The 23417-nt window shown below is 56.9% G+C and carries 23 protein-coding genes; 7 read left to right on the top strand and 16 right to left on the bottom strand.

What is annotated here, in order from left to right:
• Positions 1–52: 52 nt before the first annotated feature.
• Positions 53–1162: a high-affinity branched-chain amino acid ABC transporter substrate-binding protein LivK gene (gene livK / locus V6940_RS08380; protein WP_333495544.1), complete on the bottom strand. Its 1110-nt coding sequence runs from the start codon at positions 1160–1162 to the stop codon at positions 53–55.
• A gap of 444 nt (positions 1163–1606) precedes the next feature.
• Between livK and panM the strand changes: the two genes are divergently transcribed.
• A complete protein-coding gene (gene panM / locus V6940_RS08375; protein ID WP_333495543.1) occupies positions 1607–1990 on the top strand; it encodes an aspartate 1-decarboxylase autocleavage activator PanM in 384 nt (127 codons plus the stop codon).
• 155 nt (positions 1991–2145) lie between these two features.
• Here the strand turns inward: panM and livJ are convergent, their stop codons facing one another.
• The 6 genes from livJ to ftsY all read right to left on the bottom strand — a co-directional run bounded on the left by livJ (position 2146) and on the right by ftsY (position 9514).
• Complete coding sequence (gene livJ / locus V6940_RS08370; RefSeq protein WP_185667360.1) at positions 2146–3249, bottom strand: branched chain amino acid ABC transporter substrate-binding protein LivJ; 1104 nt, start codon at positions 3247–3249, stop codon at positions 2146–2148.
• 279 nt (positions 3250–3528) lie between these two features.
• Positions 3529–4794, bottom strand: a complete 1266-nt coding sequence (locus tag V6940_RS08365; RefSeq protein ID WP_333495542.1) for a 4-aminobutyrate--2-oxoglutarate transaminase — start codon at positions 4792–4794, stop codon at positions 3529–3531.
• Positions 4795–4997: 203 nt separating this feature from the next.
• Positions 4998–5852, bottom strand: a complete 855-nt coding sequence (gene rpoH, locus V6940_RS08360; protein WP_064541362.1) for an RNA polymerase sigma factor RpoH — start codon at positions 5850–5852, stop codon at positions 4998–5000.
• A 257-nt stretch (positions 5853–6109) separates the two neighbouring features.
• A complete protein-coding gene (ftsX, locus tag V6940_RS08355) occupies positions 6110–7168 on the bottom strand; it encodes a permease-like cell division protein FtsX (RefSeq protein ID WP_220440221.1) in 1059 nt (352 codons plus the stop codon).
• Positions 7161–7829 (bottom strand): cell division ATP-binding protein FtsE, encoded by a 669-nt coding sequence (ftsE, locus tag V6940_RS08350; protein ID WP_185667363.1) that lies wholly within the window; start codon positions 7827–7829, stop codon positions 7161–7163. The genes ftsX and ftsE overlap by 8 nt, the downstream gene beginning before the upstream one ends.
• A gap of 2 nt (positions 7830–7831) precedes the next feature.
• Positions 7832–9514, bottom strand: a complete 1683-nt coding sequence (gene ftsY / locus V6940_RS08345; RefSeq protein WP_333495541.1) for a signal recognition particle-docking protein FtsY — start codon at positions 9512–9514, stop codon at positions 7832–7834.
• Positions 9515–9692: 178 nt separating this feature from the next.
• On the opposite strand from ftsY, the gene rsmD reads away from it, so the two are divergent.
• Together rsmD and V6940_RS08335 are read left to right on the top strand one after the other, a co-directional pair.
• Positions 9693–10289: a 16S rRNA (guanine(966)-N(2))-methyltransferase gene (rsmD, locus tag V6940_RS08340; RefSeq protein ID WP_333495540.1), complete on the top strand. Its 597-nt coding sequence runs from the start codon at positions 9693–9695 to the stop codon at positions 10287–10289.
• Positions 10279–10557, top strand: coding sequence for a DUF1145 family protein (locus V6940_RS08335; protein WP_035894809.1), 279 nt, complete (start codon positions 10279–10281; stop codon positions 10555–10557). The genes rsmD and V6940_RS08335 overlap by 11 nt, the downstream gene beginning before the upstream one ends.
• Before the next feature lie 32 nt (positions 10558–10589).
• Here V6940_RS08335 and V6940_RS08330 read toward each other — a convergent pair whose 3' ends face one another.
• Entirely contained in the window at positions 10590–10949 is a 360-nt protein-coding gene (locus tag V6940_RS08330; RefSeq protein ID WP_333495539.1) for a DUF2500 domain-containing protein, read from the bottom strand.
• 140 nt (positions 10950–11089) lie between these two features.
• Between V6940_RS08330 and V6940_RS08325 the strand changes: the two genes are divergently transcribed.
• Entirely contained in the window at positions 11090–11716 is a 627-nt protein-coding gene (locus V6940_RS08325; RefSeq protein WP_333495538.1) for a lysoplasmalogenase, read from the top strand.
• Between the two features lie 78 nt (positions 11717–11794).
• Entirely contained in the window at positions 11795–14005 is a 2211-nt protein-coding gene (gene zntA, locus V6940_RS08320) for a Zn(II)/Cd(II)/Pb(II) translocating P-type ATPase ZntA (RefSeq protein ID WP_333495537.1), read from the top strand.
• A 99-nt stretch (positions 14006–14104) separates the two neighbouring features.
• On the opposite strand, the gene tusA is transcribed toward zntA, so the two are convergent.
• Positions 14105–14350, bottom strand: a complete 246-nt coding sequence (gene tusA, locus V6940_RS08315) for a sulfurtransferase TusA (RefSeq protein ID WP_333495536.1) — start codon at positions 14348–14350, stop codon at positions 14105–14107.
• 182 nt (positions 14351–14532) lie between these two features.
• On the opposite strand from tusA, the gene V6940_RS08310 reads away from it, so the two are divergent.
• Entirely contained in the window at positions 14533–15198 is a 666-nt protein-coding gene (locus V6940_RS08310; protein ID WP_185667371.1) for a 7-cyano-7-deazaguanine/7-aminomethyl-7-deazaguanine transporter, read from the top strand.
• 72 nt (positions 15199–15270) lie between these two features.
• Positions 15271–15828: a DcrB family lipoprotein gene (locus V6940_RS08305; protein ID WP_185667372.1), complete on the top strand. Its 558-nt coding sequence runs from the start codon at positions 15271–15273 to the stop codon at positions 15826–15828.
• A gap of 33 nt (positions 15829–15861) precedes the next feature.
• Here the strand turns inward: V6940_RS08305 and V6940_RS08300 are convergent, their stop codons facing one another.
• The 7 genes from V6940_RS08300 to arnC all read right to left on the bottom strand — a co-directional run bounded on the left by V6940_RS08300 (position 15862) and on the right by arnC (position 23416).
• A complete protein-coding gene (locus tag V6940_RS08300) occupies positions 15862–17052 on the bottom strand; it encodes an MFS transporter (RefSeq protein ID WP_333495535.1) in 1191 nt (396 codons plus the stop codon).
• A 123-nt stretch (positions 17053–17175) separates the two neighbouring features.
• Entirely contained in the window at positions 17176–17565 is a 390-nt protein-coding gene (arnF, locus tag V6940_RS08295) for a 4-amino-4-deoxy-L-arabinose-phosphoundecaprenol flippase subunit ArnF (protein ID WP_333495534.1), read from the bottom strand.
• Positions 17565–17903, bottom strand: coding sequence for a 4-amino-4-deoxy-L-arabinose-phosphoundecaprenol flippase subunit ArnE (gene arnE, locus V6940_RS08290; protein ID WP_333495533.1), 339 nt, complete (start codon positions 17901–17903; stop codon positions 17565–17567). The genes arnF and arnE overlap by 1 nt, the downstream gene beginning before the upstream one ends.
• Entirely contained in the window at positions 17900–19555 is a 1656-nt protein-coding gene (arnT, locus tag V6940_RS08285; RefSeq protein ID WP_333495532.1) for a lipid IV(A) 4-amino-4-deoxy-L-arabinosyltransferase, read from the bottom strand. The genes arnE and arnT overlap by 4 nt, the downstream gene beginning before the upstream one ends.
• The gene (gene arnD / locus V6940_RS08280; protein ID WP_333495531.1) at positions 19552–20454 is read right to left on the bottom strand and encodes a 4-deoxy-4-formamido-L-arabinose-phosphoundecaprenol deformylase; all 903 of its coding nucleotides are present in this window, start codon (positions 20452–20454) and stop codon (positions 19552–19554) included. The genes arnT and arnD overlap by 4 nt, the downstream gene beginning before the upstream one ends.
• Positions 20451–22436, bottom strand: a complete 1986-nt coding sequence (arnA, locus tag V6940_RS08275) for a bifunctional UDP-4-amino-4-deoxy-L-arabinose formyltransferase/UDP-glucuronic acid oxidase ArnA (protein ID WP_333495530.1) — start codon at positions 22434–22436, stop codon at positions 20451–20453. The genes arnD and arnA overlap by 4 nt, the downstream gene beginning before the upstream one ends.
• A complete protein-coding gene (arnC, locus tag V6940_RS08270; protein WP_333495529.1) occupies positions 22436–23416 on the bottom strand; it encodes an undecaprenyl-phosphate 4-deoxy-4-formamido-L-arabinose transferase in 981 nt (326 codons plus the stop codon). The genes arnA and arnC overlap by 1 nt, the downstream gene beginning before the upstream one ends.
• Position 23417 lies beyond the last annotated feature (1 nt).

Below are 23417 nucleotides of genomic sequence, written 5' to 3'. Positions count from 1 at the left end.
ATTAGCCTTTTGCTACCCCTGCGGGTCTACGCCCGCCAGGGGGAAATGAAGGTTACTTCGCCACGGTGGATGAGCCGTCGGCATGCCACTGGAAGACCCCAAATTCAAATCCTTTCAGATCGCCTTTGTCGTCCCAGCTCAGCGGCCCAATCACGGTTTTCGCACCGTTTGCTTTTAAGTCTTTAATCAGCGCTTGCGGATCATCGCTACCGGTACGCTCCATGGCAGTCGCCAGAGACTGCACGGCAGCGTAAGTGATCCACACGTACGGGCCGGTTGGATCTTTCTTCTGCGCTTTCAGGGCATCGACGATAGCGCTGTTTGCTGGATCCTGGTCATAGCGTTTTGGCATGGTAACCAGCATGCCTTCCGCTGCTTTGCCGGCGATGTTCGACAGCGAAGCGTTACCTACGCCTTCTGGTCCCATAAACTGCGTTTTCAGGCCAACCGCGCGCGCCTGGCGCAGCATCTGTCCCATTTCCGGGTAATAACCGCCGTAGTAAACGAAGTCGATGTTCTCTTTTTGCAGACGGGCAATCAGCGCGGAGAAGTCTTTTTCACCGGCAGTAATCCCGTCGAAGAAGACGATATTAGCTTTGCCCGCTTTCAGCCCGTCCTGAACGGAACGCGCCAGACCTTCACCGTACTGCTGTTTGTCATGAATGATCGCGATGCGCTGCGGCTTCACTTTATTCAGGATGTAGTTCGCCGCGGTTGGGCCCTGTGAGGAGTCCAGACCAGCGGTACGCATGATGTAGTGGTAGCCACGCTGGGTCAGCTCTGGGTTAGTCGCACCCGGGGAGATCATCAGAATGCCTTCGTCTTCATAGATGTCAGACGCGGGCTGCGTGGAGGAGGAGCAGAGGTGGCCAATCACGTATTTGATGCCGTCGTTAACGATTTTGTTCGCAACCGCCACCGCTTGTTTCGGGTCACAGGCATCGTCGTACTCAACGCCGACCAGCTTGTCACCTTTAATACCACCTTTGGCATTGATGTCTTTAATGGCCTGGCGCGCACCGTTGAACTCCATGTCGCCCCACTGAGCAACCGGGCCGGACATCGCACCGACAACCGCTACCTTAATATCGTCTGCCATCGCCGCGTGAGACATAGCCAGCGCGATCATCCCTGCGATTACTGTTTTTGTATTCCTTTTCATACTTCGGGATCCCCATTCGTGATGTCGTATTTACACGTCGTGGCGTGCATATATTTTGTTGTGTGGTGGTTAAAAAGCATTCTGTACTTTTAATATACAACGCTACTTTTGCCATTATCTTTAATGAGTTAGCGCAGCTTTTTGGCTAAAAACAGACTAAATTCTCTATTTTTCAGTCTATTAAGAAAAGATAATATTCTGATTTTTGCCATAGATAAACAAAAAAAAGCCCGAACGGCAGCATAAAATAACGACATAATAAGCCGAATAAAACGCTGGTTTTCAGGTTAAAGTTCTGACTATTTTTCGATCCATGATGTTTCAAACTGTCTGTGAAGATATCGAAAACTTAATCCCCTACTGAACAAGCCAAAAAAGAGAAAGCGTCCGGCAGAATAAATTGAGTACACTGGCCACCATTTTCGAGATTTGAGCAAACTGCCCATGAAGCTGACCATCATTCGTTTAGACACCTTTAGCGATCAGGACCGCATCTGCCTCGGTAAGATCTGGCCCGCTCAGACCCCCGACGAACAGCACCTTGATGAGAACCACCGCCTGTATGCCGCCCGCTTTAACGAACGCCTGCTGGCAGCGGTAAAGGTGACGATCAACGGTAGCCAGGGGACGCTTAACAGTCTGTGCGTACGCGAGGTCACCCGCCGTCGCGGCGTGGGGCAGTATCTGGTCGAAGAGGTGATGCGCGATAACCCGCAGGTCAGCCGCTGGACGCTGAGCAAAGCTGGCGCAGAAGAGAGCCTGGAAATGGCCGCGTTTGCCAAAGCGCTGGACTTTACGGTGCATGCTGAGGGCTGGGTTCGAGGGTAGTGCCGATCCCGGCGTCGGCTAACGCCTCGGCCGGGCTACATCTCGTGTAGGCCTGATAAGCGCAGCGCCATCAGGCAGCGCTGCACACATTGCCGGATGGCGGCATACGTCTTATCCGGCCTACATTTTATGCGGTTCCGTCGCGCAATAATCTCTTACTTCGCGTCGGTCGCCGTACCGTTAGCGTGCCAGTTAAAGATGCCGAATTCGAAGCCTTTCAGGTCACCTTTCTCATCCCACGACAGCGGACCCATAACGGTATCCACGGTATTGGCTTTCAGGTATTTCGCAATCTCAGCCGGGTCGTCTGAATGGTTCAGACCCGCCTGCAGAGACTGCAGCGCAGCGTAGGTAGTCCATACGAATGCACCGCTTGGATCTTCTTTCTTCGCTTTGATCGCGTCTACGATAGGTTTGTTCGCCGGAACCTGGTCGTAGTTCTTAGGCTTAGTCACCAGCAGACCTTCCGCAGAATCACCCGCGATGTTAGACAGTGAAACGTTCGCCACGCCTTCCGGCCCCATAAACTGGGTTTTCAGGCCAGCAGCACGAGCCTGACGCAGGATCTGGCCCATTTCCGGGTGATAGCCGCCAAAGTAAACAAAGTCGATGTTCTCTTTCTTCAGACGCGCCACCAGGGTGGAGAAGTCTTTCTCACCCGCGGTGATGCCGTCGAAGAAGACGACGTTCGCCCCGCCTTTCTTCAGGCCGTCCTGCACTGCACGCGCCAGACCTTCACCGTACTGCTGCTTATCGTGAACGACCGCGATACGCTGCGGTTTCACCTTCTCGAGGATGTATTTCGCCGCAGTTGGGCCCTGATCGGAGTCCAGACCGGTGGTACGCAGAATCAGCTTATAGCCACGCGCGGTCAGCTCAGGAGCCGTTGCCGCCGGGGTGATCATCAGAATACCTTCATCTTCATAAATATCAGATGCAGGCTGCGTAGAGGAGGAGCAGAGGTGACCGATAACGTATTTGATCCCGTCATTCACCACTTTGTTCGCTACCGCAACCGCTTGTTTCGGGTCACAGGCATCATCGTATTTTACGATTTCCAGTTTATTGCCCTTGATACCGCCCTTGGCGTTAATGTCGGCAACTGCCTGAGTCGCACCGCTGAACTCCTGGTCACCGTACTGCGCAACCGGGCCGGACATCGCGCCAACAACAGCAACTTTAATATTTTCTGCTAATGCCATATTGCTGAATGCCAGCGCAATACATCCTGCCAGTAACGCTTTACCCTTCATTTTCATCCTGAGGTTCCCCATTGTTATGGTTGTTGCATTTGTTGTGATGTTGTTATTTAGCACATTATTCTTATATCACACGCGTGGTAAGTATAAGATATTAATATTAAGGGATGCTGACCGTGCTTTTTCAGCATACTCTGCTAAAACATACCCCATTTTTGTGGAATTGAAACGTTAAATTTGACGGATTTGTAACGCAAAAATGACAAAAAAAAGCCACTCATCGGAGTGGCTTGGGAGTTGGGTGCATCCCCAGCGGCGCTTCGCCGGGAAGTGCTCGGTCTATTCAGATATCGCCCGACGAACCACCTCCAGCGCCTGCTGGAACTGCTTCTCAGGGATGGTAAGCGGGTACAGGAAGCGAATGACGTTGCCGTACACGCCGCAGCTCAGCAGCAGCACACCTTCCGCCAGTGCGCGATCCTGCACCAATTTAGTAAACTCCGGCGACGGCTCTCCGGTTCGCGGGTTCACAAACTCTACGGCCACCATCGACCCCACGCCGCGCACGTCGGCAATCTCCGGGCAGCTTTCGCGTAACTTATTTAGCACCTCAATCAGATGCTGGCCCAGATGGTTTGCGCGAGTGCAGAGCGCCTCTTCCTCAATGACATCCAACACTGCATGCGCGGCGGCAATCGCCAGCGGGTTGCCCGCATAGGTACCGCCAAGGCCGCCGGGCGCCGGGGCATCCATCACCTCGGCGCGCCCCACGACGCCCGAGAGCGGGAAACCGCCCGCCAGGCTTTTCGCCATGGTGATAAGGTCAGGCTTCACGCTGTAGTGCTCCATGGCAAACAGCTTGCCGGTACGGGCAAAGCCGGTCTGCACTTCGTCGGCAATCAGCAAAATGCCGTGGGTATCGCAAAGCTGGCGCAACGCCTGCATAAAATCAGCAGGGGCAACATTAAAGCCACCCTCGCCCTGCACCGGTTCGATAATCATCGCCGCCACTTGATCCGGAGCGATATCGGCTTTGAAAATATGGGTCAGGCTTTTGAGCGCCATCTCGGTGGTCACGCCGTGGGCGGCATTAGGATAGACACCGTGATACACCGAGCCGGGGAACGGGCCGAAACCGATTTTGTACGGTGCGACTTTGCCGGTCAGCGCCATCGTCATAAAGGTGCGGCCGTGAAAGCCACCGCCGAAGGTAATCAGTCCAGGACGTTTGGTATAGGCACGAGCAATTTTCACCGCATTCTCAACCGCTTCCGCGCCGGTACTGAAGAACGCGGTTTTGGCGTTTCCGGCAATAGGCACGGCGGCATTAATACGTTCTGCTAATGATACATAGCTTTCATAGGGGACTATCTGATAGGCAGTGTGGGTAAAAGCCTGCAGCTGGTTTTCAACGGCGGCAATGACCTGAGGATGGCGATGCCCGGTATTCAGCACCGCAATGCCAGCGGCAAAGTCGATGTATTCGTTACCTTCAATATCCCACAGCGTGGCGTTCTCAGCGCGCTCCGCGTAGAAGCCGCACATCACGCCCACACCGCGCGGCGTGGCCTGTAAACGCCGATGATTCAGTGACTCGTTACTCACGGTAAACCCCCTGCCGTTGAAATGACGAAAAGTCTATTCAGTCTTTGCCATCGCCTGCATTAGCGCCAGCGGCAAACGTGAAATAAGCAGAGGAAAGCGTGATGACAGTGGGATTATCTGGGTGACGGTTACGCCTTATCCGGCCTACAAAAACAAAAACCCCCGAATTTGCATTCGAGGGTTTATTGGGTGCGCCGCAAAAATCAGGCTTCGATAGCTGCGCGCAGTTTTTTCATCGCGTTCTTTTCAAGCTGACGTACACGCTCGGCGGATACGCCGTAACGATCGGCCAGTTCCTGCAGCGTAGACTTGTTGTCTTCGTCCAGCCAGCGGGCGCGAATGATGTCCTGGCTACGTTCGTCCAGGCCCTGCATGGCGTCGGTCAGCTTATTCGCTGCCTGCTCTTCCCAGTTATCATCTTCGATGCCGTCGGCAAAGTTGGACGATTTATCCTGCAGATAGAGCACCGGAGCAACCGAGTGGCTTTCAGACTCATCGTCTGAGGACATATCAAACGCCATGTCCTGCGCCGCCATACGGGATTCCATCTCGCGAACGTCTTTGCTGGAAACGCCCAGTTCACGGGCAACCATTTCCACTTCATCCTGATTGAACCAGCCCAGACGCTGCTTGGTTTTACGCAGGTTGAAGAACAGCTTACGCTGCGCTTTGGTGGTCGCGACTTTAACGATACGCCAGTTACGCAGTACGTATTCGTGAATTTCCGCTTTGATCCAATGCACCGCAAAGGAGACCAGACGTACGCCCACTTCTGGGTTAAAACGACGTACGGCTTTCATCAGGCCGATATTGCCTTCCTGAATCAAGTCCGCCTGCGGCAGGCCATAGCCCGAGTAATTACGAGCAATATGAACAACAAAGCGCAGGTGAGACAGGATCAGCGTTTTAGCTGCTTCCAGATCGCCCTGGTAATGCAGCCGTTCAGCAAGCGCCTTTTCTTCATCAGCCGTCAACATCGGCCATGCGTTCGCAGCCCGGATATAAGATTCCAGGTTACCAACAGGGGCTAACGCTAAATTTTGCATTTCTTTGGTCATTCAAATCCTCTCAATTCACTTCATACTGGCGGCGGCTTGTCCCCGAACGCAACAAACATGCCAGGCTCTATGAGCAACGAGAATATCATCCGCTCTTTTATCAGACAGTGAGTTTATCCACAAGTTCAATGCAACAGTGTGAATAAATTACGCACAAAATGTGACACGCGATAGGCCGCGAGGGCAGAAAGATGGGGTTTAAAACGCATCCCCTGCGGACGGAAGTCGTCGCAGGGGAAGAGTATAACAGAACTTTTTTAATCGGGAGTAAAGTGGCGTAAATGTTGTACCGTGGCAAGCCAGGCTGCCACCCAACCGATCATCGAGCTAACCAGCAGCAACAGCAGGCACTCATCAAACGACAGGCCGCTCAGCTCAAACTGGGTACCGAAGACACGCGCCACTTCGGTGACCGCCGACGACAGTCGCATCACCAGAATTTCCGACAGAATCAGCGACAGGAACGCACCGGAGAAGCCAAGCAGCGCACCGCCGTAAAGGAACGGTCGCAGGATAAACCCATCGGTTGCCCCAATCAGCTTCTGCACGTTGATGGTATCACGACGCGCAAAGATGCTCAGACGCACGCTGTTACCGATGACGAGGAACACCGCCGCCACCATCAGCACGCCGATCATCGCCGACACGCGGCCCACCAGCCCGGTAATGGACGCCAGACGCGCAAACCAGCTGTCATCCATGCGCACTTCGTTAACGCCCTGAATCTGCGCCACGCGGTCACGCAGCGTGTTCAGCGCGTCGGTGGTCTGGAAGTCGATTTTCGGGATAACGACCGCCACCGCAGGCAGCGGGTTCTCTTCCAGCATATCCAGCGCGCCGCCAAAGCCCGACCAGTTGCGGAATTCACCCAGCGCTTCGTCGCGGGAGAGGTAGTTCACCTTATCCACGCCCTGCTCGGCCTGCAGTTGCCCCACCACTTTCGCCGCCGCATCGTCATCCAGCGTTTTCTCCAGATAGACGGTGATCTGCGGAGATGGATAGTACTGCGAAGCCGCCGTGTTGACGTTCTTGTAGACCATATAGCAGACGCTTGGCAGCGTCAGGGAGATGGCAATCACCATCACCGTCAGGAAGGTCGCCAGCGGTTTGCTTTTCAGATCCTGCAGCGCGCCCTGCCAGGCATAGCGCACCTGCTCGTTGAAGACGTTGGTTTTACGCGAGTTCGGTTTCGGCGCCGGTTTACCGCGCTTCGGCGCATTGCGTCCGCCGTCACCTGATGAGGAGACCGATTTACGCAAGCGGTCGAGTCGCCCGCCGAACTGGCGAATTTGGTTGATTGCGTCGCGCTTATTCACCGGTGTGGCCTCCATGCAAGTGACCGTCGCTCAGCGTCAGCATGCGGTAAGAGCGGCTGGAGATAAGCCCAATGTCGTGCGTCGCCATCAGCACCGTTACCCCAACGCGGTTAAACTCTTCGAACAGTCGCAAAATGCCTTCCGACAGTGCGTTATCCAGGTTACCCGTCGGTTCATCCGCCAGCAGTACCGCAGGCTTGTTCACTACCGCACGAGCAATGCCGACGCGCTGTTGTTCACCGCCGGAGAGCTGAATCGGGAAGTTTCTCGCTTTATCAAGCAGCCCGACTTTGTCCAACGCTGCCGAGACGCGACGACGAATATCGTCCGCGCTGGCGCCCGCGATGATCAGCGGGATCGCCACGTTATCAAACACGGTTCTGTCCATCAGCAGATGGTGATCCTGGAAAATCATGCCGATCTGGCGACGTAAGAACGGCACCTCACGGTTCTTCAGGCGGCTGATGTCGTGCCCGCCGAAGTAAATTTTCCCTGCACTCGGCCGCTCGATCCCACAGATAAGCTTCAGCAGGGTACTTTTACCCGCGCCGGAGTGACCGGTCAGAAATGCCATCTCGCCTGGCTGCATATGGAATGTGACTCCCTGCAGCGCTTGTCTCCCGCCGAGATAGGCTTTGCTGACGTGTTCAAAGCGAATCATGATTAATCCTCTCGGGCAAAAAGTGCCTCAATAAAATCGCCCGCTTTAAACGGACGTAAGTCCTCAATACGTTCACCGACGCCGATATAGCGAATCGGAATGCCGAACTGATCCGCCACGGAGAATATCACCCCGCCCTTGGCGGTACCGTCGAGTTTAGTCAACGTGATACCGGTCAGGCCAACGGCCTCGTGGAACAGTTTGGCCTGGCTGATGGCGTTCTGCCCGGTGCTGGCGTCGATGGTCAGCATGACTTCATGCGGTGCGTCGACGTCGAGCTTTTTCATCACGCGAACAATTTTCTTCAGCTCTTCCATCAGGTGCGATTTATTCTGCAAGCGCCCTGCGGTATCAGCAATCAGTACATCAACGTTACGCGCTTTCGCCGCCTGGATGGCATCGAAAATGACCGATGCGGAATCCGCGCCGGTGTGCTGCGCGATAACCGGAATATTGTTGCGCTGGCCCCAGACCTGCAGCTGTTCAACCGCTGCCGCACGGAAGGTATCGCCCGCCGCCAGCATGACCGTTTTGCCCTGCTGCTCGAACTGACGCGCCAGCTTGCCGATGGTGGTGGTCTTACCCACACCGTTCACGCCGACCATCAAAATAACGAATGGCGTTTTGCCTTCAATATTAAGCGGTTCATCTACTTTTGCGAGAATTTCACCCATTTCATCTTTTAACAGACCGTACAGCGCTTCGGCATCACGCAGCTGTTTACGGCTGGCGGTTTCGGTCAGGCTATTGATGATCTTACGAGTGGTTTCCACGCCGACGTCGGCAATCAGCAGCTGCTCTTCCAGTTCTTCAAATAGATCGTCGTCGATTTTCTTGCCGCGGAACAGACTGATAAATCCGGAACCGAGGTTTTCTTTGGTTTTTAACAGGCTGCGTTTCAGACGCGCGAAGAAACCTTCTTTGGTTGGCTTTTCCTGTTCTTGCTGTGCGTCATCCGCCGGTGCTTCTACGGCCGCTTCTTCTTCCACCGCTTCGTTTTCCGACTCGACGGCAAGCGCCTGCGCTTCCAGTTCCTCGTCGGTCAGCTCGTCAACGGCCTCAGGTTCGCTCTCTTCAACCACTTCTGGCAGTACTTCGGCAACCGGTTCAACGGTTTCAACCACTTCCGGCTGTACTTCCGCTACCGGCTCAACGGCTTCAACCACTTCCGGCTGTTCTTCAGCAACCGGTTCAACGGTTTCAACCACTTCCGGCTGTGCTTCGGCAACCGGTTCAACGGCTTCAACCACTTCTGGCTGTACTTCAGCAACTGGCTCAACGGCTTCAACCACTTCTGCCTGCACTTCAGCAACCGGTTCAATGGCTTCAACCACTTCCGGCTGTGCTTCGACAACCGGTTCAACGGCTTCAATCACTTCTGGCTGAATATCTTCAACCGCTGCGGTTTCCGCGATTTCGCGTTCAACAACCTGTTCGGTGACTTCCACTACCTCTTCTGCGAACGCTTCGCTTTCCGCGAGGGTGTGTGGTTCAGCGCTTTCCTCAGCAGGTGCCTGCATTTCTTCGACGCGCGGCGTCTCTTCTGCAACCGTTTCAGGCTCAGCAGTCGGTGTTTCAGCTACCGGCTGCTCTTCAATTTTTTCTTCTGATTCAACGACCTGATCCTGTTCTTTCTGCCCAAAGCCCAGCCAGGAAAAAAAGCCACGTTTTTTTTCTTTTGCCATTTGCAACCACACTCCCCGCTGTTTTTGATGGCGCCACTTCGCCATAATCGACGCGAAGGCTAAAATAATGATGAAATTAGTCGGTTAGTCTACCACTTAACTTCCCTGGCTTCACCGCTTTCACCCGGCAGGACAGAAAGCTAGAATAGCAGGCCGAAAGAGCGACCAGAGCAAGCAAATGAAAAAACCAACTTCCGGCGGCATGGGCCAGATCCGCATTATTGGCGGGCAGTGGCGCGGCCGTAAACTTCCCGTACCTGATAGCCCAGGCCTCAGGCCCACCACCGACCGCGTGCGTGAGACCCTCTTCAACTGGCTGGCACCCTCAATGGTAGATGCCCGCTGCCTGGACTGCTTCGCCGGAAGCGGTGCGTTAGGGCTGGAAGCGCTCTCCCGTTATGCCGCCAGCGCCACGCTGCTGGAGATGGAGCGGTCAGTTGCCCAACAGCTGCAAAAGAACCTCGCCACGCTGAACGCCGCGCAGGGTAAAGTGGTGAATACCAACACCCTTGCATTCCTCGCTCAGAGCGGCACGCCACATGATATTATTTTTGTCGATCCACCATTCCGTAAAGGATTACTGGAAGAGACGTTAAACTTACTGGAAACCAACGGTTGGCTGGCCGATAACGCGCTGATCTACGTCGAAAGCGAAGTCGAAAATGGCCTACCGTCGGTGCCGGTCAGTTGGGATCTGCATCGGGAAAAAATTGCCGGTCAGGTTGCCTATCGTCTCTATCATCGTGAAGTGCAGGGAGAAAGTGATGCTGATTAATCTTGGACGCGCGCTGATGCTGTGCGTATGGGCGTTTCTGGTGCTGAACCTGGTTCACCCGTTCCCCCGCCCGCTGAATATCTTCGTTAACGTCGCGCTGATCTTTATGGTGCTGATGCACGGTATGCAGATGGCGCTGCTACAGTCGACGATGCCGAAAGATGGCCCGCAGATGAGCCGTGGCGAGAAAGTCCGTATCTTCCTGTTCGGCGTGTTTGAACTGCTGGTGTGGCAGAAGAAAATTGGCGCGAGCCTGAAGAAGAAGTGATTTCCAGGCCTGGCTCTCCGCCAGGCCCTGTTTTACGGTTCGGCCTTAAAGTCGACAAAGCGCGAGCCTTTGTAGCTCAGCGTTCCCTTATCCCCCACCGTCAGCTGATGATACTGCTCGGCCTCGACGCGAAAACTCACCTCCAGCCCGCCCTGCTCCGGCTTAAAGCTCACGTCATAGCGCATGTCGCTACCGGCTGGCGTCACCGTCTGCTGACGCGAACGGCGATCGTTCAGCACCTTTTCGCGCTTGTTCGTCACCACCACCCGCTTTTGCATCAGCGGGGCGGCATCGTTATCCATTTTTTCCCGGCGCTGCTGGACGAAGCGGAACGACGCGGCCACGACGATAATGGCGACAACGACGATGAAAAAAAGCGGCATCTTGCTCATTTCAGGTTCTCTTAAGAATTTACGCAAATCATAGTAAACGTCGCAGTCTGCCATTGTCATCTGGCGGCTGCGGCTACTACACTGGACATTCAAGACTGGCAGTACAGTACCCATTAAGATAACAGATACAGGGACTTATTATGCTTTGGTCGTTTATCGCAGTATTCTTCTCAGGCTGGCTCTACGTGGATGCCGCCTATCGTGGGCCCGCCTGGCAGCGCTGGGCATTCAAACCTATCACCTTAATTTTACTCCTGTTTCTCGCCTGGCAGGCGCCGATGTTTAACGCCATCAGCTACCTGGTACTAGCGGGCCTGTGCGCCTCATTGGTCGGCGATGCCCTCACGCTGCTGCCACGTCAGCGCATGCTGTACGCCATCGGCGCATTTTTCCTATCGCATCTGCTGTACACCATCTGGTTTGCCGGACAGCTGACCTTCACCTTCTTCTGGCCGCTGCCGGTGGTGCTGCTGGTGATTGGCGTGCTCTGGCTGGCGGTTATCTGGACACGGCTTGAAGAGATGCGTCTACCGGTGCTGGCCTTTATCGCGATGACGCTGATGATGGTCTGGGTCGCAGGCGAGCTGTGGTTTATGCGCCCAACGGACACCGCGCTCTCCGGTTTCTTCGGCGCCGGTTTACTGCTGTTGGGTAACATTATCTGGCTGGTGAGTAAATATCGCTGCCGCTTCCGCGCGGATACGGCTATTTACGCCGCCTGCTACTTTGCCGGGCACTTCTTTATCGTTCGCGCGCTTTACCTGTAATTTCCTGCTTGACTCTGGAGTCGACTCCAGAGTGTATGCTGCGCTTAATGAAGCAACGATCATTAATCGGAGGATACGATGTCGACTCCAGAGACACGTAACAATAAAGCCCCCCAATTCTCATCTTTTAAGCTCGCGCCTGCGCCACAACCGCAGGACGACTGCTGCTGCGAAAGCCAATGCGCAACGGCTGAACCCGCCGTAGTACCGACGCTGGACGCCCGCTACAGCTGGGTCGTCAACGGCATGGACTGCGCCGCCTGCGCCCGTAAAGTCGAAACGGCGGTAAGCCAGGTCGCTGGCGTGAAGCAGGTTAAAGTGCTGTTCGCCACTGAAAAGCTGCTGGTTGATGCCGATGACGACATCCGCGCTCAGGTGGAGAAAGCGGTGAGCGCCGCAGGCTATTCGCTGCGTAGCGACAGCGAACCAAAGGCGGAAGAGAACAGCCCGCGCTGGCGGGAGAACCTGCCGCTTATCGCGCTTGCCATGATGATGGCGATGAGCTGGGGGCTGGAGCAGTTCAACCATCCGCTCGGCAACCTGGCGTTTATCGCCACCACGCTGGTTGGCCTTTACCCTATCGCCCGCCAGGCGCTGCGCCTGATGAAAAGTGGCAGCTGGTTCGCCATTGAAACGCTGATGAGCGTCGCGGCCATCGGCGCGCTGTTTATCGGCGCGACGGCGGAAGCGGCGATGGTGCTGCTGCTGTTCTTAATCGGTGAAAGGCTGGAAGGCTGGGCCGCAAACCGCGCCCGCCAGGGCGTGAGCGCGCTGATGGCGCTGAAGCCAGACACCGCCGTGCGCGTACGCGACGGCCAGCGCGAAACCGTGGCGCAGAAGGATCTCCAGCCGGGCGATGTGATTGAAGTCGCCGCCGGTGGGCGCTTGCCTGCCGACGGGAAGCTCATAACCCCGTTCGCCAGCTTTGATGAGAGCGCGTTAACCGGCGAGTCCATTCCAGTGGAACGCAGCGCGGGCGAGAGCGTCCCGGCAGGGGCCACCAGCGCCGACCGCCTGGTACAGCTGAGCGTTATTTCAAAACCTGGCGACAGCGCCATCGACCGTATTCTGCGTCTGATTGAGGAGGCCGAGGAACGTCGCGCGCCTATCGAGCGCTTTATCGACCGCTTCAGCCGCATCTATACCCCGGCGATTATGGCCGTCGCGCTGCTGGTGACGTTGGTGCCGCCGCTGCTGTTTGCCGCCTCGTGGGAGGAGTGGATCTACAAAGGGCTGACGCTGCTGCTGATTGGCTGCCCGTGTGCACTGGTTATCTCGACTCCGGCAGCGATTACCTCAGGCCTCGCCACCGCTGCGCGCCACGGCGCGCTGATTAAAGGCGGTGCGGCGCTGGAGCAGTTGGGCCGCATCACCCAGATGGCCTTTGATAAAACCGGTACCCTGACGCTCGGCAAACCGCAGGTGACCACGATTATCCCAACCGCCGAACTCAGTGAAGACAACCTGCTGATGCTGGCCGCTGCGGTGGAACAAGGCTCTACTCACCCGTTGGCGCAGGCCGTGGTGCGCGAGGCGCAGCAGCGTGGGCTTGTCATTCCTCAAGCCGCCGATCAGCGTACGCTCGTCGGTTCCGGTATTGAAGCCAACATAGACGGGCAACGTATCGTTATCTGTGCAGCAGGCAAGTTCCCAACACCGGATCGTCAGGCTGAGATCCAACGGCTGGAAAGCCAGGGTAACACCGTGGTGCTCGTCACTCGTGACGATACCCTGCTGGGCATCGTAGCACTGCGAGACACCGTCCGTCAGGAAGCGCGTCAGGCGGTCGATGGCCTGCGTGAATTAGGCATTCAGGGCATCATTCTGACCGGGGACAACCCACGCGCCGCTGCCGCCATTGCTGATGAGTTAGGTATGGCCTATCGCGCGAACCTGCTGCCTGCCGATAAAGTCAGTGAAGTGACGGCGCTGAACGCTCAGGGGCCGCTGGCGATGGTGGGCGACGGAATTAACGACGCCCCGGCGATGAAAGCAGCGGCGATGGGTATTGCGATGGGTAGCGGCACCGACGTGGCGCTGGAAACCGCCGATGCGGCGCTGACGCATAACCGCCTGACCGGGCTGGTGCAGATGATTCGCCTGGCTCGCGCCACCCACGCTAACGTTCGCCAAAACATCGCCATTGCGCTGGGGCTGAAGGGGATTTTCCTTATCACCACGCTGCTCGGCATGACCGGATTGTGGTTAGCAGTACTGGCGGATACCGGTGCGACGGTGCTGGTGACGTTGAACGCGCTGCGACTGTTGCGCGGGAAGTTTAGTGCGTAACCCTGTAGCCCGGGCGAGGCGTTTACGCCGACCCCGGGTTGGCTCGATGCCATTCCCGGCGGCGCTTCGCTTGGCCGGGCTACGGGTTATTGGTACCGATTAATGGCTCTTACGCAGCAAATACTGGTACGGCACTGACTCGGTCTGCTGAGCAATCAGCTCATGTTCCATAAAGCGGCAAAAACCAGGGATATCGCGCGTGGTGGCGGGATCGTCGGCAATAATCAGCAGCGTTTCCCCCACCGGCATCGTCCGCACGGTCTTACGCACCATCATTACCGGTTCCGGGCAGCGCAGCCCTTGCGCGTCTAAGGTGTGGTCGGGGCTGGAAAACAAATCGGTCATGAGAATCTCGTCGTCAGAAAAAACGCGCTTAGTTTACGCTGACCCTGCCTCAACGCAACCAGGTTAACGATTGCGCGAAAAACAACCATTGCAATGAAACGGGAAAGCAGTATCATTCCGCCCCTGCAATGGGTTTGCAGACTTATTGGGTTCCCTCACCCCAACCACTAAAAAGGTACAATATGACTCCCTTTACCTCCTTACAGCGCCGACATGCGCTGGTTTGGCTATCGCTATTTCACCTGCTGGTGATCACCTCCAGTAACTATCTGGTGCAGCTGCCGGTTTCTATCTTCGGCTTCCACACCACCTGGGGCGCGTTTAGCTTTCCGTTTATCTTCCTTGCGACCGATCTAACCGTGCGAATCTTTGGCGCACCGCTGGCTCGCCGTATCGTTTTCGCGGTGATGGCCCCGGCGCTGCTGATCTCTTACGTCATTTCATCGCTGTTCTATATGGGCGAATGGCAGGGCTTCGGCGCGCTGGCGCACTTTAATCTGTTCGTGGCCCGTATCGCCGCCGCCAGCTTTATGGCCTATGCCCTGGGGCAGATCCTTGACGTGCACGTGTTCAACCGCCTGCGTCAAAGCCGCCACTGGTGGCTTGCACCGACGGCCTCCACGCTGTTCGGTAACATCAGCGATACCCTGGCGTTCTTCTTTATCGCTTTCTGGCGCAGCACCGACCCGTTTATGGCAACGCACTGGGTAGAAATTGCCCTCGTGGACTACTGCTTTAAAGTGCTGATCAGCATTGTTTTCTTCCTGCCGATGTACGGCGTGCTGCTGAATATGCTATTGAAAAGGCTGGCAGATAAATCTGATTTGTCAGCAATGCAGCCTGGTTAAGGGTTCATTACACGGGTTGTGATAAGATACGCAGATGAGCCGTTATGGCTATTTATCGAAAGGAAGATGTCAATGCGCAAATTGGTGAAATATGCTGGTATTGGCCTGCTGGTAATGGGCCTTGCGGCCTGTGACAACAGCGACACCAGCACCCCTGCACAAGGTTCTGCAGCCGCAAGCGATGCCGCAGGTCAGGCTATCAATCTGTTAGACGGTAAGCTGAACTTTACGCTGCCGGCCGGGATGACCGACCAGAGCGGTAAGCTGGGCACCCAGAGCAACAACATGCACGTCTACTCTGACGCTACCGGCATGAAAGCGGTCATCGTCATCGTTGGCGACGACACCACCGAAGATTTAGCGGTGCTGGCAAAACGTCTTGAAGATCAGCAGCGCAGCCGCGACCCGCAGCTGCAGGTAGTGACCAATAAATCTATCGACGTGAAGGGCCACACGCTGCAGCAGCTCGACAGCATCATCTCTGCTAAAGGGCAGACCGCGTACTCTTCCGTCGTACTGGGTAAGATCGATGGCAAGCTGCTGACCATGCAGATCACGCTGCCAGCGGACAACCAGCAGCAGGCGCAGTCTGACGCTGAGAAAATCATCAATACCCTGGTCATCAACTAAGTTTTGCTGACCGATAAACGGCCTCTCGCGTGCTTACGCCAGAGGCCGTTTTTTTAGCCGCCACCCCAGCAGCAGCGCCACCGCCACCAGCCCCGCGGCGGCAATGTAAATCGTCGAAATGCCCATCCACGCCATCATCAATCCGGCCAGCGGCCCGGTAATACCCAGCGATAGATCCATAAATACGGTATAGGTTGCCAGCGCAGAGCCCTGATTCTGCTGCGGCACGGCTTTCACCGCCACCACGCCTAGCGCCGGGAACACCAGTGAGAATCCAGCCCCGGCGAAGAAAGTGCCGATTTTTGCCATCATCGGCGTATCAGCCACGCCCACCAGCAGCAGGCCAACAATCTCTACCGAGAAGCAGATCATCGCTACGTTCAGGCCGCCCAGCCGGTTAATGCCGTTCGGGAACAGCAGACGCGTCCCTACGAATGCGCAGCTAAAAAGCGTGAGCGCAAACGCCGCACCGTCCCAGCCTTTTGCATCATAAAACAGGGTGATAAAGGTGGCGATCACCCCAAAGCCCGCGGAGGCCAGCGCCAGCGCCATTCCGTAAGGCCAGACGCGGCCCAGCACCGCGCGAAAGGACATCGGTTTGCCCTTTTTCGCTTTCACTTCCGCGCGCGGCTGCGCGCACAGAATGGCGACGGCGGCTACCGCCATAATTGCCAATGCCAGCCCCTGTAGACCAATGTAGCGATAGCACACCACGCCAAGCGGCGCGCCCATCGCCATCGCCCCATAGGTAACAATCCCATTCCATGAGATGACCCGGCCAATATGCGGCGAACCCACGACGCCCACGCCCCAGAGCGTCGAGCCAGTGCCAGCAAAACTTTGACCTATACCGAGGATCACGCGTCCCAGGCACAATAGCACCAGACTGAGCAGCGGCCAGCCGCTGCCCGTTGCTGCCAGCAGGTAGCTCAACCCGCTGAGAAAGCAGCCGCATAGCCCCATCACCACGATCCGTTTTGGCCCCAGCAGGTCGGCATAGCGCCCGGCATGCGGGCGGCTTAACAGCGTGGCGAAATATTGCAGGCTGATAACCAGCCCCGCCCAGAAGGCGCTGAATCCCATGACGTCGTGGACGTATCCAGGCAGCACCGCCAGCGGCAGGCCAATGGTGAGGTAACTGGCGAAGTTGAAGATAACGATGGAGACAATACGCAGGTTGAGGCGCAGGCCGCTAAGCGATTCCTCGGCGTCAGCTGCTGGCATAGATAATCCCTTATAGATGCAACGAAAAAGGCATTATTGCACATTTTGTAGCCCGGGCGAGGCGTTTACGTCGACCCCGGGGGAGGCTCGGAGCTAACCCCGGCGGCGCTGCGCTTGGCCGGGCTACGGGGTAGGGGAAGGTTTGTTTGGCCAGAAGATGGTAATCACACCGGCGATAATCACCACCACGCCCAGCAGACCGCGCCAGGAGAAAGGTTCGTGCCAGCCCGGCAACCAGATAGCGGCGCACCACACCACCATATAGCTCAGGCTCAGCAGTGCGTAGGCTTTTGCCAGTGGCAGGCGCTTCAGGGCGAAGAACCAGCAGGCCATCGACGCGACGTAGCCGAACAGACCGAGGAAAAGCGCCAGCGTGCCGTCGCCGAAATGCAGCAGGTGGAGAAGGAACGCCAGCGGCTGTTCTGCCGGTGGCAGCGTGGTCATCGCCACCCGCAGCGTCAGTTGGGCAGCGCTGACCAGCCCAACGCTCATTAATGCCCAGATAAGCCCCATCAGGCGCTGCTCCCTAGCAACATAATGCCGACAATAATCAGCCCAACGCCCGCCCAGTGACGGCGGCTGACCGGCTCACGCCAGATAGTACGGGCCGCCAGCGTCACCCAGACAAAGTTCAGACTCAGCATCGGGTAGGCCACGCTGACCGGGATTTGCTGCAACACCAGTAGCCACAGCAGCATCCCCAGCCCGAGCATCGCCAGCGCGAGCCCAAGCCAGGTCAGCAGATGACGCCCACGCTGCCCGGCGGGTGCCGGGCGCGTGGCCTGTTTCTGGCAGAGCTGCCCGACGCAGCTTAATAAGCTGGCGAGCAGCAGGCAGGCCCAGGTGATCATTGCGGACGGTACTGAATAAACGCGGTACGACCCATCACATACACCTCATCCGGTTTTGGTAACGGCAGATCCACCACTTTGGTATTGCGCTGCAGCTGTAATACCAGAGAGATTGGCCCCTCCTGACGATGCGTTTCCAGCCACTGCGGGAAATCTTCGCTGGAGATAAAGCGCCCTTTAGCATCCGGATAAGAAAGACCGTATTTCAGCTCTCCCGTCTGCGAATACATGATGACGTCGCTGCGGTTCAGTTCCCAGGCAAGTCCTGCGGCGATACCGACGCTGTTGCTCAGCACGTAGCGGCTCGGAGCCAGCGACTCGCTCACAATATCCACCAGGAACTGCGGCTGTTTACTGTCGGTCACGCGGTCAGGAATCGCAAAGCCGACCAGCAGCGCTAACCCCATCGGGCAGAGTGCCGCCAGCGTCCAGCGCGGCGTAGCCGATTTGATAGACAGCCAGCCCATCAGCGCCCAGACAAAGAACGCCACCGCCGCCAGCACGCACTTATACAGCTCGATCTGCATCCACACCGGATGCTTCATCGGCCCCCAGGGCGACACCACAACCACCGCCACCAGGCCAACGACACCAAAAGCGATGTTGATAAGCCCATTGACTCGCAGCGCCTTCGCGCCCACTTTCGCTGCATCCACCGCATAGCGCGCCATCAGCATCGCCAACGGCCCAAAGCACGGCAGAATATAGGTCGGCAGCTTGCCTTTCGCGATGCTGAAGAACAGGAACGGCATCACTATCCAGCCCAGCAGATAGAACGCGCTGCCCTGCCCTTGACGATCGCGCCAGCCGAGCTTCAACGCGCCCGGCAGCAGCGCCAGCCACGGCAGGCTCCCGGCAATCAGGAACGGCAGATAGTACCAGAACGGCGCTTTATGCTGAGCGTCGCTCTGCGCAAAACGCTGAATATGCTCGACCCAGAAGAAGTAGCGCCAGAAGTCGCCTTCACGCTGCGCAATCGCCAGCCCCCACGGCAGCACGGTGAGCACGCACACCAGCACCGACAGCCAGCCCCAGATAAGGACTTCCCGCCAGCGCTTCTGGGCGATAACCCACGGCAGCACGCCGATAACCGGCACCGCTAGCGCCAGGAACCCTTTGGTCATCACCCCCATACCGCAGGCGATACCGAGCAGCACATAGCCCCAGAAGCGTTCACCGGTGGTTTTCGCCGACGCGGCCAGCCAGAAGCTGAACATCGCCAGGGTCATCCACAGCGTGATCATGGGGTCGAGCACCGCGTAGGTGCCGATACCGTAGACCAGGAACGCCGTCAGGAAGATCACGCCGGAGAGTACCGCCACTTTTTTGTCGCGCCAGATACGCCAGGCAAGCCAGGTCACCAGCAGTGCAGACACGGTGATAGAGAACACCGAGCCAAAGCGTACGCCGAAGTTGTTATGCCCAAACAGCCACTGACCAATGCTGTTGATCCAGTAGCCCGCAATCGGCTTTTCAAAATAACGCAGGCCGAGGAAGTGCGGCACAACCCAGTCGCCAGTGGCCAGCATTTCACGGCTTATCTCGGCATAGCGGGTTTCATCCGGCTGCCACAGCAACCGGAAGTTGAGGGGCAGAAGGTAGTAAAGAACGAACAATGCAACTAACGAAATACCGTAGCGAAGGGATTTCATACATCGGGGCTCAAGAGTTGTTGGCAACCAAGCCAGCCTTCACGGCCAGCCAATTCTCCCCGTACCACCTTCCCGACCGGGAGCTGACGGAAGTCATCCGGAAGAAGCTGGCTCAGCGGGCAAAACAGAATTTCCTGTTGCGCCGCCAGGGTCAGCAGATAATCAAACTGTTCGGCGCACACACCGCCTTCAACCTCTGCATGAATGGTATAAACCGGCGTACCGGTATCTTTGCGGATCTGCTCCAACAGCCAGCGGTTATAGCCTTCCGCGCTGACCACGGTGCCGACGGCTTCATCCCAGGTTGGCAGGGTAACGGGGATCTGCACGGTAGCCGTCTCCCCATTGGCCAACTGTGGAAGAAACGGCTGCGTGCCGCGACAGTCGCTGTTGTAGTGAAAATCAAACGACTCTTTGGCCTTCACCACGCGCTGATCCGCACGCCAGCCCGCCACCGCAGAACAGGAGACTGGACGGCCGAGAATAGACTCCAGCTCACGCAAGCCGCGCCCAATCTCTTCCACCAGCTGCTGCTCCTTCCACACGCCGCTCCACTGCTGCCAGCGGTGATGATCCCAGGCGTGTAGCCCGACTTCATGCACCTGCGCAACGCTGCGGATAATCTCCGCGTTCGCTGCACCGATACGTCGTCCAGGCCAGGCCGTGCCGGCGAGGAGAATATCCCAGCCATACAGCGATGCCGCGCGCGAGCGCAGCATCTTCCACAAGAACTTCGGTTTTACCAGGCGCCACAGGTGGCGCCCCATGTTATCCGGCCCGACGCTGAAGAAAAAACTGGCCTGTACGCGGTGCTTTTTGAGCACCGCCATCAGCCGTGGTACGCCCTCGCGAGTGCCGCGAAAGGTGTCCACATCAACGCGCAAACCTACTTTTTTCATGATGATTTTTCATCCGTCAGTTCAACCGTGCGCAGGAAGAAGTCCAGCGTCTCTTCAACGGTCTGCTGCATTTCTACCGTTGGCTGCCAGTCAAGGCAACGTTTGGCGTTACGGATGCTCGGCTTACGGTGCTCCACGTCCTGATAGCCTTTACCGTAGTAGTCGCTGCTTTCCACTTCACGGAAGCCAGCAAACGGCGGGAAGCGGTCGCGCAGCGGGTGACGTTCGAAACAGTCGAGCAGCATTTCCGCCAGCTCTTTGATGCTTGCTTCATTGTCCGGGTTACCGATGTTGATGATCTGCCCATCGCAGCGGCCATCTTTGTTTTCGATAATACGGAACAGCGCTTCGATACCGTCGCTGATGTCGGTAAAGCAGCGTTTCTGCTTGCCGCCTTCGATCAGTTTGATCGGTGACCCTTCAACCAGGTTGAGGATCAGCTGGGTGATAGCACGGGAGCTGCCGATACGCGCGGCGTTCAGGTTATCCAGACGCGGGCCCATCCAGTTAAACGGACGGAACAGGGTAAATTTGAGGCCGGTTTTGTCACCGTAGGCCCAAATCACGCGGTCCAGCAGCTGCTTCGAAACCGAGTAGATCCAACGCTGTTTGCTGATTGGCCCCACCACCAGGTTGGAGGTGTCTTCATCGAAGTTGGCGTCGGTGCACATGCCGTACACTTCGGAAGTCGACGGGAAGATGATGCGTTTGTTGTACTTCACGCAGTCACGAATAATCTTCAGGTTCTCTTCGAAGTCCAGCTCGAACACGCGCAGCGGGTTACGGGTGTATTCGATAGGGGTCGCAATCGCCACCAGCGGCAGCACTACGTCACATTTCTTAATGTGGTATTCGATCCACTCGGAGTGGATGCTGATGTCGCCTTCCACAAAGTGGAAACGCGGGCAGTCGAGGAAGCGGCTGATGGCGTCAGAGCCAATATCCAGGCCGTAAATCTCGTAGTTGTCGTCCTCAAGCAGGCGCTCAGTCAGGTGGTTACCGATAAAGCCGTTCACGCCCAGAATCAGCACGCGAGTACGACGTTTTACCGCCACAAATGGACGGCTGGAGAGCAGCGCACCGGCCACCAGGCCCATTGCTGGCGCCAGCTGAGTGCCCTGCATGTAAACGCCGTTAGCGCTCTGACCGGTAACGATTTCCAGCGCGCCTTCACCGCAGGCAACCACCAGCGGGGCCACGGACAGCACGGTACCTGGCTTCGCGGCGGCCATATCGGTACGCACGCGGGATTTCCAGACGATAAATTTGTTGGTGCCGACATAGCCAAACGCGCCCGGCCACGGATCGCTCACCGCGCGCACCAGGTTGTGCAGTTCCTGCGCCGGTTTTTCCCAGGTCAGGCGACCGTCATCAGGGGTACGACGACCCACGTAGGTTGCCTGAGTATCGTCCTGCGCACGTTCCTGAGTCTGGCCACTGCGAATTTTTGGCAGCGCATCGCCCAGCAGAGTCTGGGAAGCCGCGCACAGCTTACGATGCAGCGACAGCGCTACGTCAGAATCGGCAATGGCTACGGTCTGCTGCGCCACAATGTCGCCCGCATCAGCGCGGTGGGTCATGCGGTGCAGGGTAACGCCGGTCTCTTTCTCACCGTTCACCAGCACCCAGTTCAGCGGCGCGCGGCCACGGTATTTAGGCAGCAGCGAGCCGTGCAGGTTGAAGGCGCCTTTTGGTGCCAGATTGAGAATGTCGTCGCTCAGCAGGTTGCGATAGTAGAAAGAGAAAATCACTTCCGGTGCCATCGCACGAATACGGTCAACCCACAGCGGGTGGTTCACATCTTCCGGCGCATAGACGGTAATGCCCTGCTCGGCTGCCAGACGGGCGACGGAGCCAAAGAAGTTGTTTTCACCGGCATTATCCGGGTGAGTGAAGATCGCCTCAATGTCGTATCCGGCGTCCAGCAGTGCCTGAATACCGGTGCAACCCATGTCGTGATAGGCAAATACAACAGCTTTCATTAACGATTTTCCTCTTCAGATTCCAGATTTTCCTGGCGAACAACACGTTGAATAAAGTAACGAGGACGGGCGCGCACGTCGTTGTAGATGCGGCCGATATACTCCCCGAGCAGACCCATGCCGATAAACTGGGCCCCGATAAACATGAACAGAATGGCGAACAGCATGAACACCCCGTCCCCCGCCCATTCCGGGCCCAGCGCCAGGCGCAGTACCACTAACAGAATGGAGAAGGCAAAGCCGAGCATGGCGATGACGCTGCCAACCACGCTCAGAAGACGCAGCGGCGTGGTGGTTAAACAGGTCACCAGGTCGTACATCAGGTTGATCAGGCGCATAAAGCTGTATTTCGAGTCGCCGAACTCACGCTCGGCGTGCATCACTGGGATCTCCACGGCACGGCGAGCAAAGGTATTCGCCAGAATCGGGATAAAGGTGCTGCGTTCGTGGCAGTTGAGCATCGCGTCGATGATGTGGCGGCGATAGGCGCGCAGCATGCAGCCGTAGTCACCCATCGCTTTACCGGTGGTCCGTTGGATCAGACGGTTAATCATCTTCGACGCGGTTTTACGGAAGATGCTGTCCTGACGGTTCTGGCGCACGGTGCCGACCACGTCATAGCCTTCGTCCGCTTTTTCGACCAGGCGCGGAATCTCTTCCGGCGGGTTTTGCAGGTCAGCATCAAGGGTGATGATCAGGTCGCCGGTGACGTGGCTGAAGCCCGCCATAATCGCCGAGTGCTGGCCGTAATTACGGTTCAGCAGTACCGCGACGATATGGCTTTCAGGGGCTTCTGCCGCTTCAACCAGCATGCGTGCAGAGTCGTCGCTGCTGCCGTCATCAACCAGCAGAATTTCATAGTCACGATTCAGGGTCGCGCAGGCCGCGTCGGTACGGCGGAGAAGCTCAGGCAGGCTATCCTGCTCGTTGTAGACCGGGATCACGACGGAGACTTTCTTGACTAACGGGTACTCAAACATA

This window comes from Kluyvera sp. CHPC 1.251, from assembly GCF_036759945.1.
GTDB classification, from domain to species: domain Bacteria; phylum Pseudomonadota; class Gammaproteobacteria; order Enterobacterales; family Enterobacteriaceae; genus Kluyvera; species Kluyvera sichuanensis.
This window is presented reverse-complemented; position numbering and strand designations above follow the sequence as displayed.

Excerpts from the sequence above, each read along its gene's own strand:
- livK (WP_333495544.1), bottom strand. The coding sequence starts at position 1,162 with ATGAAAAGGAATACAAAAACAGTAATCGCAGGGATGATCGCGCTGGCT.
- panM (WP_333495543.1), top strand. The coding sequence starts at position 1,607 with ATGAAGCTGACCATCATTCGTTTAGACACCTTTAGCGATCAGGACCGC.
- livJ (WP_185667360.1), bottom strand. The coding sequence starts at position 3,249 with ATGAAAATGAAGGGTAAAGCGTTACTGGCAGGATGTATTGCGCTGGCA.
- rpoH (WP_064541362.1), bottom strand. The coding sequence starts at position 5,852 with ATGACCAAAGAAATGCAAAATTTAGCGTTAGCCCCTGTTGGTAACCTG.
- ftsE (WP_185667363.1), bottom strand. The coding sequence starts at position 7,829 with ATGATTCGCTTTGAACACGTCAGCAAAGCCTATCTCGGCGGGAGACAA.
- ftsY (WP_333495541.1), bottom strand. The coding sequence starts at position 9,514 with ATGGCAAAAGAAAAAAAACGTGGCTTTTTTTCCTGGCTGGGCTTTGGG.
- rsmD (WP_333495540.1), top strand. The coding sequence starts at position 9,693 with ATGAAAAAACCAACTTCCGGCGGCATGGGCCAGATCCGCATTATTGGC.
- V6940_RS08335 (WP_035894809.1), top strand. The coding sequence starts at position 10,279 with ATGCTGATTAATCTTGGACGCGCGCTGATGCTGTGCGTATGGGCGTTT.
- V6940_RS08330 (WP_333495539.1), bottom strand. The coding sequence starts at position 10,949 with ATGAGCAAGATGCCGCTTTTTTTCATCGTCGTTGTCGCCATTATCGTC.
- V6940_RS08325 (WP_333495538.1), top strand. The coding sequence starts at position 11,090 with ATGCTTTGGTCGTTTATCGCAGTATTCTTCTCAGGCTGGCTCTACGTG.
- zntA (WP_333495537.1), top strand. The coding sequence starts at position 11,795 with ATGTCGACTCCAGAGACACGTAACAATAAAGCCCCCCAATTCTCATCT.
- tusA (WP_333495536.1), bottom strand. The coding sequence starts at position 14,350 with ATGACCGATTTGTTTTCCAGCCCCGACCACACCTTAGACGCGCAAGGG.
- V6940_RS08310 (WP_185667371.1), top strand. The coding sequence starts at position 14,533 with ATGACTCCCTTTACCTCCTTACAGCGCCGACATGCGCTGGTTTGGCTA.
- V6940_RS08305 (WP_185667372.1), top strand. The coding sequence starts at position 15,271 with ATGCGCAAATTGGTGAAATATGCTGGTATTGGCCTGCTGGTAATGGGC.
- V6940_RS08300 (WP_333495535.1), bottom strand. The coding sequence starts at position 17,052 with ATGCCAGCAGCTGACGCCGAGGAATCGCTTAGCGGCCTGCGCCTCAAC.
- arnF (WP_333495534.1), bottom strand. The coding sequence starts at position 17,565 with ATGGGGCTTATCTGGGCATTAATGAGCGTTGGGCTGGTCAGCGCTGCC.
- arnE (WP_333495533.1), bottom strand. The coding sequence starts at position 17,903 with ATGATCACCTGGGCCTGCCTGCTGCTCGCCAGCTTATTAAGCTGCGTC.
- arnT (WP_333495532.1), bottom strand. The coding sequence starts at position 19,555 with ATGAAATCCCTTCGCTACGGTATTTCGTTAGTTGCATTGTTCGTTCTT.
- arnD (WP_333495531.1), bottom strand. The coding sequence starts at position 20,454 with ATGAAAAAAGTAGGTTTGCGCGTTGATGTGGACACCTTTCGCGGCACT.
- arnA (WP_333495530.1), bottom strand. The coding sequence starts at position 22,436 with ATGAAAGCTGTTGTATTTGCCTATCACGACATGGGTTGCACCGGTATT.
- arnC (WP_333495529.1), bottom strand. The coding sequence starts at position 23,416 with ATGTTTGAGTACCCGTTAGTCAAGAAAGTCTCCGTCGTGATCCCGGTC.